This window comes from Prevotella dentasini JCM 15908 (genome assembly GCF_000614065.1).
Classification (GTDB): Bacteria; Bacteroidota; Bacteroidia; order Bacteroidales; family Bacteroidaceae; genus Prevotella; species Prevotella dentasini.
The window spans coordinates 1-16,308 of the sequence record NZ_BAKG01000014.1; the positions used below are offsets into that span (position 1 = coordinate 1).

Sequence of the window (16,308 nt, forward strand, 5' to 3'; positions counted from 1 at the left end):
CGTTCGTCCTATGACGCTCTCTTCCTGAGCGGCAGTTTGCCGGAGACGCTCGCCAATGCTCCTTTCATAAGGGTATCATAGTCAGCATGACCTCTGCCTCCGGCATGGTGGATTCACGGTGATATTCCCCCTTGTTGGCCGGTTTGGCGTATATTTTGCCATCATCGCATCAAAAAACTTGCATAAGTCGTCTGCCATACAGAAAATTTCCGTAACTTTGTCCTTGATGAACATTGCGATTTTTGATTGTAATCCTTTGTATTTCAGCACTATAAAGATACGACGGATTTCGTTAATCACCAAATTTACAAGGACTTATAATTCATAGAACTTACGTTAAATAACAGCAATTCATTGACCTATTAGAATATGAAATATAAATTTATCATAGGATTATACGCTTTCTTTTTGCCGACATATATGGGGGCAAGGAATTTCCGGACAGGTAAAAGATTTTTATAACCATCCCGTATCGTACGCAACAGTTATGCTTTATTCGGTAGATTCTGTATATAAAGAAACTGCCGTGTGTGATGATGAAGGACGCTTTCAACTGCAAACCGATATTAAGCCATACAGGCTATTGGTTCAGCATATTTCTTACACCACCTTATCTGTTGTTTCATCTGATAGCGTTTTGAACAACCTTGTACTTGAAGATAAAGCAGAAGTTTTGGGGGAAGTTGTTGTCAAGGCTGAACGGCCAATAATGAAAATGCGCAATGGAGGATTGGTCTTCAATCCGCAAACTCTTTCAAAAGCCAGACTCTTAGCAACGGCATTTGATTTGCTCTGTGAAACTCCGGGTGTACAATCTTTTGACAAAGAAACAATTTCTATGGTAGGCACTGGTGTAACACCAACTATTCTCATCAATGGTAAACCATCAACGATGAGTGCCACCAATGTTTTGAATTACATAAAGTCACTTCCTTCTAATCGTGTTAAGGAAATAGAGGTGAACTACAATCCTCCAGCAAATTGGAATGTGAAAGGAACTGCCATTAATATTGTTCTGACAGAGAGTTTGTCTGATTTTATGACGGGGCAAGTGCAATCAAAATGGCAAAATAAACATGCTGATAGTTTTAATGAAAACGCATCGGTAATGTTTTCTAAAGGAAAATTCTCTGCTGATTTTATCTATAGCCTTGATTATGGAAAATCCTTGACAGAAAAAAACACTTGGATAAAGCACGATATTCAAGGAGAGACTATCGACTTGACAAGCAATACGAAAAGAAAAGGTAGTACTCCTTATAGCCATAATATTTATGTTGGACTTAAATATAATCTTCCAAGTAACCAATATTTAAGTTTGACTTACAACAATAGTCTGACACCATCAGGCAAATCAGAAATAGTATCATATAACAGCTTACTGGGAAATACTTTACAATCTACGCAAAACAAAACCTACCTTCACAATGTTTCTTTGGATTACATGATGCCTAAAGGTTGGCGTTTAGGAATGGAATACCTCTATTTCAACACAAAGCAAGATTATACAGGCTATGTAATTAACAAACATACAGAATACTCCCAATATCAAAGAATAAACAAATATAATGCCTTTTTAAGTGGACATTCTGCAATAAATAAAAGCTGGTCACTTGGATATGGAGCAAATTATACCCACACTTCCAGCAATAGCGGACAACCGACACTTAAAAGTACACTTTATAATGAAGATTATGCAAAAATATATGCAGACGCTGAGGGTAATATTTTAAATGGAAAATTATATTTAAGAGGCACTTTAGCAGTCGATTGGTACAAAATAAAAGAGTATAAAGAATGGTCTTTTATGCCAAGTTTTTCATTAACATACAATATAGCACCTCAACATCAATTGATGTCATCATTTCAGACTTTCCGGCTTTATCCAACTATTGGTTAAGGCAAGACTTTATACAGCAGGTTGATGGATACGAAGTGAAAGTAGGTAATCCAACCTTAAAAGTGGCAAAATATAATATAGCGTCTTTATATTATATTTTCAAACAAAAATATTATCTCAGCATAAGTTATTATCATGTCAAAGATGCTTTCTTTACCCAGCACTATCAATCTCCCGAAAATCTTCAACTTATCAACCAAATAGCAAATATAGATTTGTCAAAGGTTTTCACTATCTATCTGAATGTCCCTTTTACCATTGCCAATAAATGGTACTTGACATTTACTCCCTCTGCTTTTCATGAATACTATAAAACGGCAAATTGGCATAATTTATCGTTTAAAGTTTCTGGTTGGTCAACTAATATCACGGTCAATAGCCAACTTGTATTGTCCTCTGAACCACGCTTAACGTTTATAACAAAGGCTTTTGCAGGTACAGCCCAAAGACAAGGAATCTTAAAAACTGATGGAGTCTGGTTCGTTGATGCTGGTTTACAACTCAGTATGCTGAAAGATAAATTGAATATTGGATTCTATGCTAACGATATATTCGAGTCCGCTACATTACATTATGGCACACACTTTATGAACCAATGGAGCGAAACTCAAGATTGCTATAATAGAGGTTTCTCATTAACGCTGACTTACAAGTTCAGCAATTACAAAGAAAAGAATAGGAAAAAAGTTGATACATCACGAATGGGAATAGACAATTTATAAAATTGAGACATCTATACAAAAGAGGAGTTCTGCGAGCAGTTGGATAAGTATCAAGACTAATGGCGAGGAGAAAGGTGTTGCCCTTCTTCCTGTGTCATTTGAACAGCAGGTAAAAGTGAGAGGAATTGGTGGGGATGAAGAAGAAGGAGAACGGGAATGTTGGGCGTATAGTAATATTTTCTCTGTTTCGTCGTTAATACTATGATATGCAGTGGACGGACAGAATACGGCAGGTGAAGATTTTTCTTGTTGTGGCAGCTATATTGATAGCTGTTACTTCATTGATAGTTTCCCATTTTCTGACCCAAGACCTTGCACAGCAGGAACGAACCCGGATGGAAGTCTGGGCCGAAGCTATGAAATCGCTGAACAAGGCAGATGATACCACAGACCTGAGCCTTGTATTGAAGGTTCTCAACGAGAACAATACCATTCCCGTTGTCGTCCTTGACAATGCCGGAAACGTTACGGATTTCCGTAACGTAAGTATTTCTGCCAAAACCTATCAGGATAGTCTGAAGTTTGTCGGCCTGATGGGAAAGAAGCTGAAAACGGAAGGCAGAAATATCCGTATATCCATAGGAGAATCAGAAAAAGACTATATAGATGTTTGCTATGGTGACTCTCTGATGCTTCGCCGGCTGGCCGTGTATCCTTACGTTCAGTTAGGCGTAGTGATGCTGTTTGTTGTTGTGGCTGTCTTTGCGCTGCTTACGTCGAAGCGTGCCGAACAGAATAAGGTGTGGGTGGGGCTTAGCAAGGAGACCGCCCACCAGTTGGGAACTCCTATCTCGTCGCTGATGGCATGGACGACGATACTGAAAGAGACTTATCCCGAGGATGAGTTGCTGCCCGAAATGGACAAGGACGTGAAGCGGTTGCAGCTGATAGCCGACCGTTTCTCGAAAATCGGCTCACTCCCAGAGCCGCTTCCGGCGAGCCTTAACGAGGTTTTGGAGCATGTGGTTGACTATATGGACCGTCGGACTTCCAAGCGAATCCAGATGATAAAGGATTTCCCGGAGCATGATATTATAGTAAAAATGAACGAATCGCTTTTCGAGTGGGTGATAGAAAACCTCTGCAAGAATGCCGTCGATGCCATGGGAGGCGAGGCCGGTCGCATAACTCTTCATCTTGAAGAGAGCGAAACACGTGCCATTATAGACATATCCGACACTGGAAAGGGAATCAGAAAAAAGGACATCAAGAACGTTTTCCGTCCCGGATTTACCACGAAGAAACGGGGATGGGGCTTAGGTCTGAGCCTTGCCAAGCGCATTGTAGAGGAATATCACCACGGCAGTATATGGGTGAAAGGCTCGGAAGTCGGCAAGGGTACGACGTTCAGGATAGAACTGCGGAAATAATCCCCTTCCCGAAATCTGTAAGGGAAGGATGTTCAAATGCCTCTTCGGGTGCATGATACTTAGTCCTCGTATGGTTTCGAGGTACTATTCGCAGCCCGTCCGTGCCCTGTCCGGGGAGTCGGTATGTTCCTGTGCAGTCTGCATTTCTTTTAGCAGAGCCAGTGCCTTGTTCTCGTTGGCCTCCATAATCTCGCGCTCTCCCGGTCCCTTATCGTTGATGCCGCAGAGATGCAGGATACCGTGGATGATGACGCGGTGCAGTTCCTCGTCGTAGTTTTTGCCGAATTGTCCGGCATTGGTGCGGACGGTGTCGAGCGAAATAACTATGTCGCCATTGACAATATCGTCCTCATCGTAGTCGAAAGTAATGACGTCGGTATAGTAGTCGTGCCCGAGATAGTCGTTGTTTACCTCCAGTATCTTCTCGTCGGAGACGAACATATAGCCCACCTCGCCTATCTTCCTGCCGTAGGCAGAAGCTACCGCCTTAATCCATCGGCTTGTTTCGCGCTTCTTTATCTTTGGCATCTTCACGCCGTCTGCGTTGTATGTAATCATTCTTTGGTGTATTTTATTCTTTTGGAGGGCTTGAGCCAGAAGTCCCCTATCCCTAATAGCCCTTGGGGAGAAACTCTGCGATGTCCCTTCCGAAGTGTTTCAGTTCGCGGACAACGCTCGAGCTGATACTCCCGTATCGTGGTTCGGCAAAGAGGAGGAGAGTCTCTATTCCGCTCAGCTGGCGGTTGATGTCGGCCTGTTCGCGCTCATACTCGAAGTCCTTGACGCTCCGCACACCTTTTATTATATAGTCTGCCCGTTCGCGCTGTGCAAAGCCGATGGTCAGGTCGCTGTATTCCTTTACCTCAATCTTCGGCTCCCGTGCGTAGAGACGGGCGATGCGCGCCACCCGTTCGTCTGCCGTGAGCATGTATTTCTTGCGTTCGTTGACTCCTACCCCGACGACTATACGGTCGAACAGCGGCAGCGTGCGGCGCACGATGGAGTCGTGTCCGATGGTGAAGGGGTCGAAGCTGCCGACAAAGATAGCTGTTTTCATTATTTCCAGTATGGATAGTTGTGTCTGAACGGTGTTATGGAGGTGTTCCAAGACACTTCAATTGTCCTGCAAATATACTCCATTTCCAAAACATATCCAAATAAAAACGGGAGATTGTTAGTCTCCCGTCAGTCCTTGAATGTCCTTCAGCGACACGCTGCCCAAGACGTTGATGATGGTCAGCTCGTCTTTTTCGGTCGTCAGCAGTACGAACTCGTTCTTGCCGCTGCCTGCCGCTCGCTGATAGATGGTGGTATGCTCGCCGTCGTCGGACATCTGCATCGCCACGCCGTAGTGCATCTTCCGGTAGTAGGCTGTGGCATCCTTTTTGATGCGGGGAATCAGCGACGGCCGGTCGCATGAGAAGATTTGCAGGTGGTCGAGCCGTCCGGCTATGCGCGAAATGGCATCCTTGGACGATTTGGAACCCTGCATGCCGCGGAGCATATACTTGGAGATGTAGACGACCGAGACTCCGTCGTAGTCGCTGTATTTGTTGAAGACAGCCTGCTGCGCCTGCGCCATGATGCAGACAAGCGTCAGCAACAGTGAGATGGTTGTTCTTTTCATATTCTAATCAATTTGTTTGGGGGTGATTTCCTGTGCCTTTTCTATTCCTTTGTTGAGAGATTTGGAGAATTTCAACAGGGCCTTGCTCGTCTGGGCGTAGGCATCTTCCTGATTGGTATAGGTATCCTGAGGCGGCTGCTGTGCCTTTCCCTGACCGTGATAGACGAAGACCGAGACCGAGACGACGAGCAACAGGCTGGCCGCTGCGGCCGTTATCCAGCGAAGGCTTGCTCGCTGGCTGCTTCGCCGTGCCGTCTTCTCTACCGTGTTCCACTGGTTGATTTGCCGTGCGAGCCGCTCTCCGAGAGCAACGGGTACAGGACAGTCCTCCGGCTGCATCGCGCGGAAGAACAGCTGTTCCTCCTTCAGCTCCTCCGCCATGTCGTTTCCCTGTCGGAAATAGTCGTGCAGGGTCTTTTCCTCGGCTTCGGTGGTCAGTCCGTCGTAGAACTTCTCCAGCAGCATCCTGATGTTTTCGGTCTGTGTCATGTCTTTGTTTCTTTTAAGAGTTCTCTTATTCGTCTTCTTGCCCGGCTGAGAATGGAGCGGATATTGACCTCCGTCAGTCCCGTTTCCCGGCTAATCTCGTTGTAGGGGAGGCCTTCAAGGTCGCGCATGGCCATGATTCTGCCTTGTGGGTCGGGCAGCCCGGCTATCAGACGCCGCAGTCTGGCGTACTCGTCGTGCGCTTCTATCTGCCTTGCGGGGTCTTCGCCGGCTGTCAGCCTCATTTGCCCTATGTCAGCCTCGGTCTCCTCTATCTTCCGGCTCCGCAAGGTGTCGTAGTAGACGTTCCGCAGCAGGGTGATGGCGTAGGCCCTGGCGTTCTTGTTGATGAGAATTTGGCCTCGTCGTGTCCATAGTTTCAGGAAGGTCTCCTGCACCAAGTCCTCTGCCGACTGGACGTTTCCCGTCAGTCTCCATGCCACGGTGTAGAGCTTTTGGTAGCAGGGCAGGAAGGTGGATTTGAATTGTGAAGCGTCCATCTTGGTGTGTTTGTTGATTGCAGTGAGACGGTTGGGCACTGCTGAAGCCCGTTCAGCAGTACCCGTCTGTGCGCTCTTTTCTGTATGTTTCCGGCAGACGCGGCATCTGTCCCTTGCTTTGTGGGCATGGTTCGGCCGCGTCTGCGATGTCCCGTATCTTCATTTTGGGTGGGTTTTCGGATGGTTTCCGTTCTACTTCCCGTACTGGTCCACCGCAATGTTGAGGTCTTCCGGGCGAATCTTTCCCTTGATTTGTATGAGCGCGCAGTCCTCTTCGTCGCTGTTGAATACGAGCAGCTCGCGTATCAGTCCGTCTTTCTCCTTTGTCAGGATGAGGGCGTGGTCCTTCCCCTCCTTGGCACTGACGATAGTCTCGTAGTCCTCGTGGCGGAAGTTTTGGACCGTTTTGCGAAACTCCTGTTTCACTTTGTCGGAGCAGTCTTCCAAGTTGAGAACACGCACGGAACTGATAGACTTGGCCACGCGCGTGCCTTCGTCGTCGTTTTCGGTTTTGGCGATGTGTGCCAACTTGAAGAGCACGCTCGGCACGGAAACGTATTCGGCATCGGTCTTCGACTTGTAGTTTTCAAAAATCTCCTCAACGCTCTGTGCGCAGAGTGTCTGACAGGCAACGGCAAGGGCTGCCACTAATAATAATTTTCTCATAGTCAATTATCTGTATTTATAATATCCTTAAATATGGAGTCCGACATCTTCTCGTCGAAGTGTCCTTTCATCTCCAGAATATAGGCACTGTCTTTCGCCAAGATGACGAAAGCAATCTGCATGATGTTCTCGTCCGTGGTGTCAGCCAGCAGGATAAATTCCCCTCCGTTCCCTTTCAGTCGTGTCATTTCCTCGTAGTCGGTGATGGAATGGTTCTTGAAGAGCTTCGCCAGTTTTTTCATTTCGGCTTTGGGCATATCGTTCAGTTTGAGCATGACCATCTTGTCCATGAGCTTGGCATAGTCGGCTCCGTTATTCTTGTCTTTCTCCTTAAACGCTGCCTTTATCTCCTCCTTCGACATGTCGTTGTAGGTGGCGTACTTTTTGCCTTTGTACAGGCTGATGACCTCGTCGAGCGTCTGAGCCTGTCCTGCGATGCTCACGGCCAACATGGCCAGTGCCAACAATAGTTTTCTCATTGTCTTTATTGTTAAAGGGTTCATGTTTTGTTTTCGCTTACATAATATAGAGACGTAAAAACGGGCTGTTTTGTTGCAGAAAGTTCCGTGAAATTTTCCGAAAGAGGAGAAAGCGTTAGGCCGGCAAGGCTTGACGGCAAAACGAAAGTGCCGTTTTCGCATGGCCAGAACGGCACTTTCGTCCGGTCAAAGCGGCACTTTCGTTTTGCGGGTCGGAGAGGCTTGCAGCGTGGCAGCTTCATCGTCATGGCGCGGCGATGCCATTCTCCGGCATGCGTAAGTAGTTTCCGGCACTTCTCGTCATGAGGGCAGGCATGTCAGGCGCAAATAGCCCGGACAGCCATCTGTCTGCATGCAGGCTGGCACCATGAGACAGGCCGTCATGCGGAAACGGACGGTCGCTGCTGGGGCAAAGCGGTGCCGGCCTGACAGGGAATGTTGACCGCTTATTATAATATAAGGTATAGAGGCAAGCCGTGGCTGCTGTTTTATGGCGGCAGCTTCTTGCAAAAGCTGCGTCTGAAGTCTGCTGGAGCTGTGTGCTGCCCTTTTTTAGAATCTTTTTTGCCTTTAACTTGAAGATTATCAGAAAAATATTCGTAACTTTGCAACCCGATTATGGACTTGGAAACCCTTAAAATAGATTTGAAGGGTCTACAGGAAGGTCTGACGACCTTCGAGTTCGACCTTGACGATGCTTACTTTAAGGCTATCGAAGCTCCTGAAGTGAGTCAGGGAAGTGTGCACGTTTCTCTCAGAATCGTGCGCACTGGAGACGATTTCTTTACCCTCGACTTCAGCGAGACAGGCACGGTGATGGTACCCTGCGACGTATGTCTCGACCCCATGGAGCAGTCCGTTGAGACCTGTCAGCGTCTCGAGGCCAAGTTTGGGAACGAATACTCAGAAGAGGACGACCTCGTAACGGTGGCCGAGAACGAAGGAATACTCGATGTTACGTGGTTCGTCTATGAATTTATAGTCCTCGCAATCCCTGTCAGGCATGTGCATGCACCTGGGAAATGCAACCCTGCCATGATACGAATGCTCGAAGAGCACTCTGCCGCCCGAAGCGGTGAGGAAGGCGAAGCGGCTGTGGATTCACGCTGGGCAGCTCTATTAAAATTGAAAGAATAAAAATATTAAAGATTTAAACAATTATGGCACATCCAAAAAGAAGACAGTCAAAGACTCGTACACTTAAGAGAAGAACTCACGATAAGGCAGTAGCTCCTACATTGGCAGTATGCCCTAACTGTGGTTCTTATTATGTTTACCACACTGTTTGCCCGACTTGCGGTCAGTATCGTGGAAAGGTGGCTGTCGTAAAGGAAACAGCTGAATAATGAGCAGAATCAATGCGATAATAACAGGCGTCGCCGGGTATGTGCCAGACTATGTCCTCAACAACGAGGAACTGTCGCGCATGGTAGATACCACCGACGAATGGATTACTACGCGCACTGGTATCAAGGAACGCCGAATCCTGACAGAGGAAGGGCTTGGCACTTCCTATATGGCGCGCAAGGCCGCCCGTCTGCTGATGAGGAAGACGGATGCCGACCCGGACAGCATCGATGCTGTTGTCGTGGCAACGTCAACGCCTGACTATATGCACCCTTCTACGGCTTCCATCGTCTTGGGTAAGCTCGGCTTGAAGAACGCATTCGCATTCGACCTTTCTGCTGCCTGCTGTGGATTCATGTATGCCCTTGATGTGGCATGCAACATGATTCAGAGCGGACGCCACAAACGTATCATCGTAATCGGGGCCGATAAGATGTCGGCCATCACCGACTACCGCGACCGTGCCACTTGTCCGTTGTTCGGAGACGGTGCCGGGGCTGTCATGCTCGAAGGTACCGGGGAGGAGAATATCGGACTGATAGACTCTTACCATCGGACGGACGGAAAGGGGCTTCCCTTCCTGCACATCAAGGCTGGCGGTTCGGTCTGCCCGTCTTCGCGTTTTACGGTAGACCATCGTCTGCACTATACCTATCAGGAGGGACGCACCGTGTTCCGCTATGCCGTTACGGCAATGGGCGACGACTGCACGGAACTACTGAAACGCAACGGAATGACGCGGGAGGATGTCGACTTCGTTGTCTGCCATCAGGCCAATCTCCGCATTATCGAGCGGTAGCCAAGCGCATCGGTGTGCCGATGGAGAAGGTGTTGGTCAATATTCAACGCTACGGAAACACCAGTGCAGCCTGCATGCCGCTCGTACTCTGGGACTTTGAGTCGCAGCTGAAGAAGGGCGACAACATGGTCTTCACGGGTTTCGGTGCAGGTTTCGTCAACGGAGCGTCATTATACAGGTGGGCTTACGACGGAGCAGCAGAAGCGGTAAAGAAATAAAAACTTTTTCAAGTTATACCAACTTATTAACGCATCTTTCTTTTCCAATAAGATAGGTGCGTTTTTCAGGTTTCGGCGAGGGGCTGCCGGCTGTGTCCGGGAGTGTGGCCCGGAAGGTAGAATCGCCATCTTGCCATGGACAGGCCGCCTTTATTATATAAACGAACAAGCGGAACCGCACTTCCGGTTCTCTTTCCTCGGAGAGGGAGCGGAGGTGGGGCGCAGAGGTATAGATAAGTCTTCATTATGCACAAAGCAGGATTTGTAAACATCGTAGGTAATCCGAATGTCGGAAAAAGTACGCTGATGAATCAGCTCGTAGGCGAGCGCATTAGCATCGCAACGTTCAAGGCACAGACCACTCGCCACCGTATCATGGGTATTGTCAATACCGACGAGATGCAGATAGTCTTTTCCGATACGCCGGGAGTACTGAAGCCGAACTACAAGATGCAGGAGATGATGCTCCAGTTCTCGGAGTCGGCATTGGCCGATGCCGATATTCTGCTCTATGTTACCGATGTGGTAGAGAATCCGGAAAAGAACATGGACTTTCTGGAGAAGGTCGGCAAGATGACCATTCCCGTCATTCTGCTCATCAACAAGATTGACGAGACCGACCAAAAAGCCCTTGTCTCCCTCGTGGAGCGATGGCACAAGCTGTTGCCCAAGGCGGAAATACTTCCCATCTCTGCCAAGAACAAGTTCGGTACGGACATCCTGATGAAGCGTATTCAGGAGCTTCTGCCCGAGAGTCCGGCGTTTTTCGACAAGGATCAGCTGACCGACAAGCCGGCAAGGTTCTTTGTTACCGAGATTATCCGCGAGAAGATACTCCGCTATTACGACAAGGAGATTCCTTATTCGGTCGAGGTGGCGGTCGAGAGCTTCAAGGAGAGCGACCGGCAGATACATATCAATGCTGTCATCTACGTAGAGCGCGACAGTCAGAAAGGAATCATCATCGGGCATCAGGGGCAGGCTCTGAAGAAAGTCTCCTCCGAGGCACGCAAGAGTTTGGAACGTTTCTTCGACAAGAAGATATTCCTCGAGACTTTCGTCAAGGTAGACAAGGACTGGCGCAATTCGCAGAAGGAGTTGAGAAACTTTGGGTATAGCCCGGAGTGAGGGGCTTTTTCTATTTCCCGGAAGGAAGGGAAAAGCTGTCGATGAAGGCTTGGCATTGTGGTGAGCGGTGTTTGTTGCTGTTCCATTGTGCGGTATTATCGTTGATATTACCCACATTATTCCAAGCCTGAATGGGTAAGTCAATAATAGAAACCGCCCTGACTGCTTAGTAGGGCATACTCTCGCACAAGGCGAGGGCTGGGGAAATGGTCATCCTCGGCAAATATTCATCGGATGCCTGACCACATTCGGAGCCTTCTTCCTGAAGAAATTGGTTAATGACTATCTATGGAGAAGGTAAAGACCAACTAAATATGGCAAACTTAGTAGCTATTGTAGGACGCCCGAACGTGGGAAAGTCTACACTCTTTAACCGATTGACGCAGAGCCGGCGCGCTATAGTCAGTGATACGGCAGGTACGACACGCGACCGCCAATATGGCAAATGCCAGTGGAACGGACGTGAGTTTTCCATTGTCGACACAGGCGGATGGGTAGTCAAGTCGGACGATATTTTCGAGGATGCTATCCGCAAGCAGGTAATCGTTGCTACCGAGGAAGCTGACCTCGTGCTCTTCCTCGTCGACACGGAAACGGGAATTACCGACTGGGATGAGGATGTGGCGATGATTCTCCGCCGCACGAAGCTCCCTGTAATCCTCGTTGCCAACAAGGTGGACAACAGCGGACAATATTATGAGGCTGCCGAGTTCTATAAGCTCGGACTGGGCGAACCAGTCTGCATCAGTGCTGCTACGGGTGGCGGTACGGGAGATTTGCTCGACCTTTTGCTCGAAAAGATGAAGGATGCGCCCGATGAGAACATTGAGGAAGAGATACCTCGCTTTGCCGTTGTCGGCCGTCCTAATGCAGGAAAGTCCAGCCTTATCAACGCCTTCATAGGAGAAGACCGCAACATCGTTACCGAGATTGCAGGTACGACGCGCGACAGCATCTATACGAGATACAATAAATTCGGCTTCGACTTCTACCTTGTCGACACGGCAGGTATCCGCCGCAAGAACAAGGTTACGGAAGATTTGGAGTTCTACTCGGTCATGCGGTCTATCCGCAGTATAGAGAACTCCGACGTATGTATCCTGATGATAGACGCTACGCGAGGCATTGAGGCACAGGATATGAACATTTTCCAGCTCATCCAGAAGAATAACAAGAGTCTGGTCGTAGTTGTCAACAAGTGGGATTTGGTTCAGGACAAGACCCAAATAGTCATAAAAACCTTCGAGAACGCCATCCGCAACCGCATGGCACCGTTTGTTGACTTCCCTATCATCTTCTGTTCAGCCCTTACGAAGCAGCGAATCTTCAAGGTGCTCGAAACCGCCAAGCAGGTCTATCTGAACCGCACGATGCACATCGGTACGACAAAGCTCAACGAGGTAATGCTTCCTGTCATTGAGCAACGCCTCCACCATCGGTCAAGGGCAAGTACATCAAGATAAAATACTGCTCTCAGCTGCCCAACACACAGATACCTTCGTTCGTCTTCTACGCCAATCTGCCCCAGTACGTCAAGGAGCAGTACCGTCGGTTCTTGGAGAATAAGATTCGCGAAAACTGGCAGTTGCACGGTTGTCCTATCAATGTCTTTATCCGGCAGAAGTAAGGAGGCAGAGACGATGAGGCGTTTTTTCCATCCTGTTTTTCCGGTCCTGCTGTGCTGCCTGTCGGTAGCCTGTAGCCGGGAGAAGCCCGTAGACCATGGTGCAGTGGCGGCTCAGGCTGCCCGGCACTACTACGAGCAGTTGCTTGCAGGAAAGTACGAGACATTCTTCAAGGGCATGAACCTGCCCGATACTGTTCCCGACAGCTATCGCCGGCAGATGTTGAGCAACTTTGAAAAGTTCAGGCTCCGCCACGATACCCTTCATGGAGGACTACGGACGGTGAAGGTCCGCAAGGCGGAGTTTTCTGCCAAGGACAGCACGGCCAGTGCTTTCCTTGTCCTTGGCTTTCGCGACAGTACGGTAGAGCAGGTGGTCGTGCCCATGGTGAAGCGCAGGCGCGTGTGGCTGATGAGATGAGCCGGCGGCCCTGACGCTATGGTATCATGTTCTTTAGTATGGACAGGCAGATTGCCAGTTACGGTGTTTTAGCAGATGAATGAGGATTTTGACATAAGGGAAGAGCAGGTACGCTCTTCGGAAAGAGACTTTGAGAACGCCCTCAGACCGTTGAAGTTCGACGACTTCAGCGGTCAGCCGAAGGTGGTCGACAATCTCCGCGTCTTCGTGGAGGCTGCCAAGTATCGTGGCGAGCCGCTCGACCACACCTTGCTGCACGGCCCTCCCGGATTGGGAAAAACCACGTTGAGCAACATCATAGCCAACGAGTTGGGGGTGGGATTCAAGGTTACTTCCGGACCAATTCTCGACAAGCCGGGCGACTTGGCTGGTATTCTCACCTCGCTCGAACCGAACGAAGTGCTCTTCATTGACGAGATTCACCGTCTCTCGCCCGTAGTAGAGGAGTTCCTCTATTCGGCCATGGAAGACTATCGTCTCGACATAATGATAGACAAAGGCCCGTCTGCCCGTTCCATTCAGATAGACCTTAACCCCTTCACGCTCGTAGGCGCGACCACCCGGAGCGGCCTGCTGACGGCTCCGCTCCGTGCCCGTTTCGGTATCAATCTGCATTTGGAGTATTATGGGCCTGAAACTTTGCAGCGCATCATCAGGCGTTCAGCGCGCCTGATGAAAGTGCCGATAGACGACGAGGCAGCCGTAGAGATTGCACGCCGGTCGCGCGGTACGCCGCGTATCTGCAATTCGCTGCTGCGCCGTGTGCGCGACTTTGCACAGGTGAAGGGCAACGGCACCATCACCCCGGCGATAGCCAGTTCTCCCTGCAAGCCCTCAACATAGACCAGTACGGGCTTGACGAGATAGACAACAAGATACTCCTGACCATCATCGACAAGTTCCGGGGAGGCCCGGTGGGCGTTTCCACCATAGCCACTGCCATCGGTGAAGACCCGGGGACGCTCGAAGAAGTCTACGAACCCTACCTTATCATGGAGGGATTCATCAAGCGGACTCCCCGTGGGCGCATGGTTACGCCCCTTGCCTACCAGCATCTCGGGCGCAACATGCACGATTCGGCCGTAGCGCAGCCGGGATTGTTCGACGACTGACGCTCGTCCGTAAAATGACAGCCCGCGCGCGGAACGGTGTCTGCTCCGTGCATGCGGTTTCATCAAAGATTTTCAGAGAAAGCCTCAGCCTGTGTTGAGACGTCCGGCCTGTCTTCCCCCTTCCGTGTAGAGAAGGCGGAAGACAGGCCGGTAGTGTATTATGGCATAGCCGTGCAGGGACTATGCTCTTTCCGTTCATTCACTCTTCTTTATCAGAAGGCAACAACCTGTCTGGCTGTTGCCTGTAGCACGACAGCGCATCCCCTTGCTTTAATATCAGGAAGCAGGCAGACGCGCTTGGCAGTCTATGGTCTTATTCGTCCGTATCCTCCTCCTGCGCACGCTTGCGTTGGTCGAGGAGCTGGAAATCCTTCTTTTGCAGTACGAAGTCAGTGCCGAGATACTTCTCCTTGACTATATGGTTGGCGGCGAGTTCTTCGGGAGTCCCCTTGAAGAGGATGCGTCCCTCGAAGAGCAGGTAGGCGCGGTCAGTGATGTTCAGGGTCTCGTGCACGTTGTGGTCGGTGATGAGGATGCCGATGTTTCGGAACTTCAGCCGCCAGACAATGTGCTGAATGTCCTCTACGGCAATAGGGTCCACGCCGGCGAAAGGCTCGTCGAGCATGATGAATTTCGGGTCGATGGCAAGGCAGCGTGCTATCTCGCAGCGTCGCCGCTCACCGCCTGAGAGGCGGTCGCCGAGGTTCTTGCGCACCTTTTCGAGGCGGAACTCGCGTATAAGGCTCTCCATCTTCTCCACGCGCTGTTCGTGTGGCAGCTTCGTCATTTCGAGTACGCTCATGATATTGTCCTCGACGCTCATCTTGCGGAATACACTTGCCTCCTGCGGCAGGTAGCCGATGCCCGACTGGGCACGCTTGTAGACAGGGTAGTTGGTGATTTCCTTGTCGTCGATATAGACGTGTCCGCCGTTCGGCACTACGAGCCCGGTCGTCATATAGAACGACGTTGTCTTTCCTGCACCGTTAGGCCCGAGCAGTCCGACGATTTCGCCCTGCCTGACATTGATGCTTACACCGTTGGCAACGGTGCGTTTCCCGTATCGCTTCACGAGTCCTTCGGTTCTGAGGACGCTGCTGTTCTCCGCTTCAGGGCGGACAACCTTCATGTCTGTTTCGGTCATATATTCTGTTGCGTGTTCTGATGTCTTGCAGGGGCGGAACGGCTGTTGCGCAGGCAGTCTGCGCCTTTCGTGCCTCCCCGGCCCTCGCCCTGTAGGCGGCTATCGCTCTGCAAAAGTAGTAAAATAAACGCAAACAACGACGACAAAGCCGAAAAGGTGTCGTTCCGTTTATGTTTTTTAGGTATCTGATGTGGTTGTCCTCCTATCCCGGACGGGGGAGTGGCGGTCAGCTTGTTGTAAAATAAATTCGCAGAGGCAAAGCAAGGAAAATGCCAAATGGGCTGAACCACGTGGTGAAAGTGCCGCTTTCATTGGACGAAAACGGCACTTTCGCATATCCGGAGGGGCGGTTTGACGATACGGAAAAGGCGTGTTGGGAATTTTACGTTAAAACATATTGATAATCAGTAAGATATAGCCGTATCAGCGTGAAGAAGGAGTGAGACGGGAAAAAGGCAAAAACAGGTTGAAGATGTAAATATTTTTCGATATCCCGGACTATGGGCATGCAGTGGGGGCAGTTGCTATGAGGAGGATGAAGGACATTGTGTCAGTTTCTTTGATGGCGTTTGTCAGGCGCGTACCGGCCGGTCTGCCGTCCGTTCATGGCGTCTGCGTTTGGGCAGGCCCTGCCGGGAAAACTCTTCTCCGTTCAAATCGGGCTGCGCCAACGGGTCAGGCAACGGTTTTCGTAGCGGCAGCCACAGCTCCGTCTTTCGGTTAAAAAAACAAATTTCTCCTTTATATATATGTAGTTATGCAATT

15 protein-coding genes and 4 pseudogenes are annotated in these 16,308 nt (G+C 49.5%); 10 read left to right on the forward strand and 9 right to left on the reverse strand.

All coding sequences use genetic code 11. From position 1 onward, the window contains the following. Positions 1 to 73 precede the first annotated feature (73 nt). Positions 74 to 234, reverse strand: a pseudogene (locus JCM15908_RS15165) (IS982 family transposase); the annotation flags it as partial. Between the two features lie 253 nt (positions 235 to 487). Between JCM15908_RS15165 and JCM15908_RS14630 the strand changes: the two are divergent. From JCM15908_RS14630 to JCM15908_RS07930, 3 genes are all read left to right on the forward strand, one after another. After that, positions 488 to 1,900 (forward strand): TonB-dependent receptor, encoded by a 1,413-nt coding sequence (locus JCM15908_RS14630; protein WP_025002937.1) that lies wholly within the window; start codon positions 488 to 490, stop codon positions 1,898 to 1,900. A 35-nt stretch (positions 1,901 to 1,935) separates the two neighbouring features. Beyond that, entirely contained in the window at positions 1,936 to 2,622 is a 687-nt protein-coding gene (locus JCM15908_RS07925; protein ID WP_025002938.1) for an outer membrane beta-barrel protein, read from the forward strand. Between the two features lie 206 nt (positions 2,623 to 2,828). Continuing rightward, positions 2,829 to 3,992: a sensor histidine kinase gene (locus JCM15908_RS07930; RefSeq protein WP_025002939.1), complete on the forward strand. Its 1,164-nt coding sequence runs from the start codon at positions 2,829 to 2,831 to the stop codon at positions 3,990 to 3,992. An 84-nt stretch (positions 3,993 to 4,076) separates the two neighbouring features. Here the strand turns inward: JCM15908_RS07930 and ybeY are convergent, their stop codons facing one another. The 7 genes from ybeY to JCM15908_RS07965 all read right to left on the reverse strand — a co-directional run bounded on the left by ybeY (position 4,077) and on the right by JCM15908_RS07965 (position 7,750). Then, a complete protein-coding gene (gene ybeY, locus JCM15908_RS07935) occupies positions 4,077 to 4,550 on the reverse strand; it encodes an rRNA maturation RNase YbeY (RefSeq protein ID WP_025002940.1) in 474 nt (157 codons plus the stop codon). Positions 4,551 to 4,602: 52 nt separating this feature from the next. Continuing rightward, positions 4,603 to 5,049, reverse strand: a complete 447-nt coding sequence (gene coaD / locus JCM15908_RS07940) for a pantetheine-phosphate adenylyltransferase (protein ID WP_025002941.1) — start codon at positions 5,047 to 5,049, stop codon at positions 4,603 to 4,605. A 117-nt stretch (positions 5,050 to 5,166) separates the two neighbouring features. Continuing rightward, positions 5,167 to 5,619 carry a DUF4252 domain-containing protein gene (locus JCM15908_RS07945; protein WP_025002942.1) on the reverse strand — a complete coding sequence of 151 codons (453 nt, stop codon included), beginning with the start codon at positions 5,617 to 5,619 and terminating at the stop codon, positions 5,167 to 5,169. A 3-nt stretch (positions 5,620 to 5,622) separates the two neighbouring features. Then, on the reverse strand, positions 5,623 to 6,108 hold the full coding sequence (locus JCM15908_RS07950; RefSeq protein WP_025002943.1) for a PG0215 family putative anti-sigma factor: 486 nt from the start codon (positions 6,106 to 6,108) through the stop codon (positions 5,623 to 5,625). Continuing rightward, on the reverse strand, positions 6,105 to 6,605 hold the full coding sequence (locus JCM15908_RS07955) for a GFO_1088 family ECF-type sigma factor (RefSeq protein WP_025002944.1): 501 nt from the start codon (positions 6,603 to 6,605) through the stop codon (positions 6,105 to 6,107). The genes JCM15908_RS07950 and JCM15908_RS07955 overlap by 4 nt, the downstream gene beginning before the upstream one ends. A gap of 192 nt (positions 6,606 to 6,797) precedes the next feature. Further along, complete coding sequence (locus JCM15908_RS07960) at positions 6,798 to 7,271, reverse strand: DUF4252 domain-containing protein (RefSeq protein ID WP_084607843.1); 474 nt, start codon at positions 7,269 to 7,271, stop codon at positions 6,798 to 6,800. Positions 7,272 to 7,273: 2 nt separating this feature from the next. After that, a complete protein-coding gene (locus JCM15908_RS07965) occupies positions 7,274 to 7,750 on the reverse strand; it encodes a DUF4252 domain-containing protein (RefSeq protein WP_159101325.1) in 477 nt (158 codons plus the stop codon). Between the two features lie 618 nt (positions 7,751 to 8,368). Between JCM15908_RS07965 and JCM15908_RS07970 the strand changes: the two genes are divergently transcribed. The 7 genes and pseudogenes from JCM15908_RS07970 to ruvB all read left to right on the forward strand — a co-directional run bounded on the left by JCM15908_RS07970 (position 8,369) and on the right by ruvB (position 14,399). Further along, the gene (locus JCM15908_RS07970) at positions 8,369 to 8,887 is read left to right on the forward strand and encodes a YceD family protein (RefSeq protein ID WP_025002947.1); all 519 of its coding nucleotides are present in this window, start codon (positions 8,369 to 8,371) and stop codon (positions 8,885 to 8,887) included. A gap of 23 nt (positions 8,888 to 8,910) precedes the next feature. Next, positions 8,911 to 9,096, forward strand: coding sequence for a 50S ribosomal protein L32 (gene rpmF, locus JCM15908_RS14415; protein WP_084607845.1), 186 nt, complete (start codon positions 8,911 to 8,913; stop codon positions 9,094 to 9,096). Continuing rightward, positions 9,096 to 10,114: pseudogene (locus JCM15908_RS13090) on the forward strand (beta-ketoacyl-ACP synthase III). Before rpmF ends, JCM15908_RS13090 begins: the two are co-directional and overlap by 1 nt. A 246-nt stretch (positions 10,115 to 10,360) precedes the next feature. Further along, positions 10,361 to 11,242 carry a GTPase Era gene (gene era, locus JCM15908_RS07980; protein WP_025002948.1) on the forward strand — a complete coding sequence of 294 codons (882 nt, stop codon included), beginning with the start codon at positions 10,361 to 10,363 and terminating at the stop codon, positions 11,240 to 11,242. 314 nt (positions 11,243 to 11,556) lie between these two features. Next, positions 11,557 to 12,869: pseudogene (gene der, locus JCM15908_RS13095) on the forward strand (ribosome biogenesis GTPase Der). Between the two features lie 13 nt (positions 12,870 to 12,882). Further along, positions 12,883 to 13,287: a hypothetical protein gene (locus JCM15908_RS07990; protein ID WP_025002949.1), complete on the forward strand. Its 405-nt coding sequence runs from the start codon at positions 12,883 to 12,885 to the stop codon at positions 13,285 to 13,287. A 75-nt stretch (positions 13,288 to 13,362) separates the two neighbouring features. Next, a pseudogene (gene ruvB / locus JCM15908_RS13100) lies at positions 13,363 to 14,399 on the forward strand (Holliday junction branch migration DNA helicase RuvB). A gap of 313 nt (positions 14,400 to 14,712) precedes the next feature. Here ruvB and lptB read toward each other — a convergent pair. Beyond that, the gene (gene lptB, locus JCM15908_RS08000; RefSeq protein ID WP_025002950.1) at positions 14,713 to 15,543 is read right to left on the reverse strand and encodes an LPS export ABC transporter ATP-binding protein; all 831 of its coding nucleotides are present in this window, start codon (positions 15,541 to 15,543) and stop codon (positions 14,713 to 14,715) included. Positions 15,544 to 16,308: the final 765 nt, after the last annotated feature.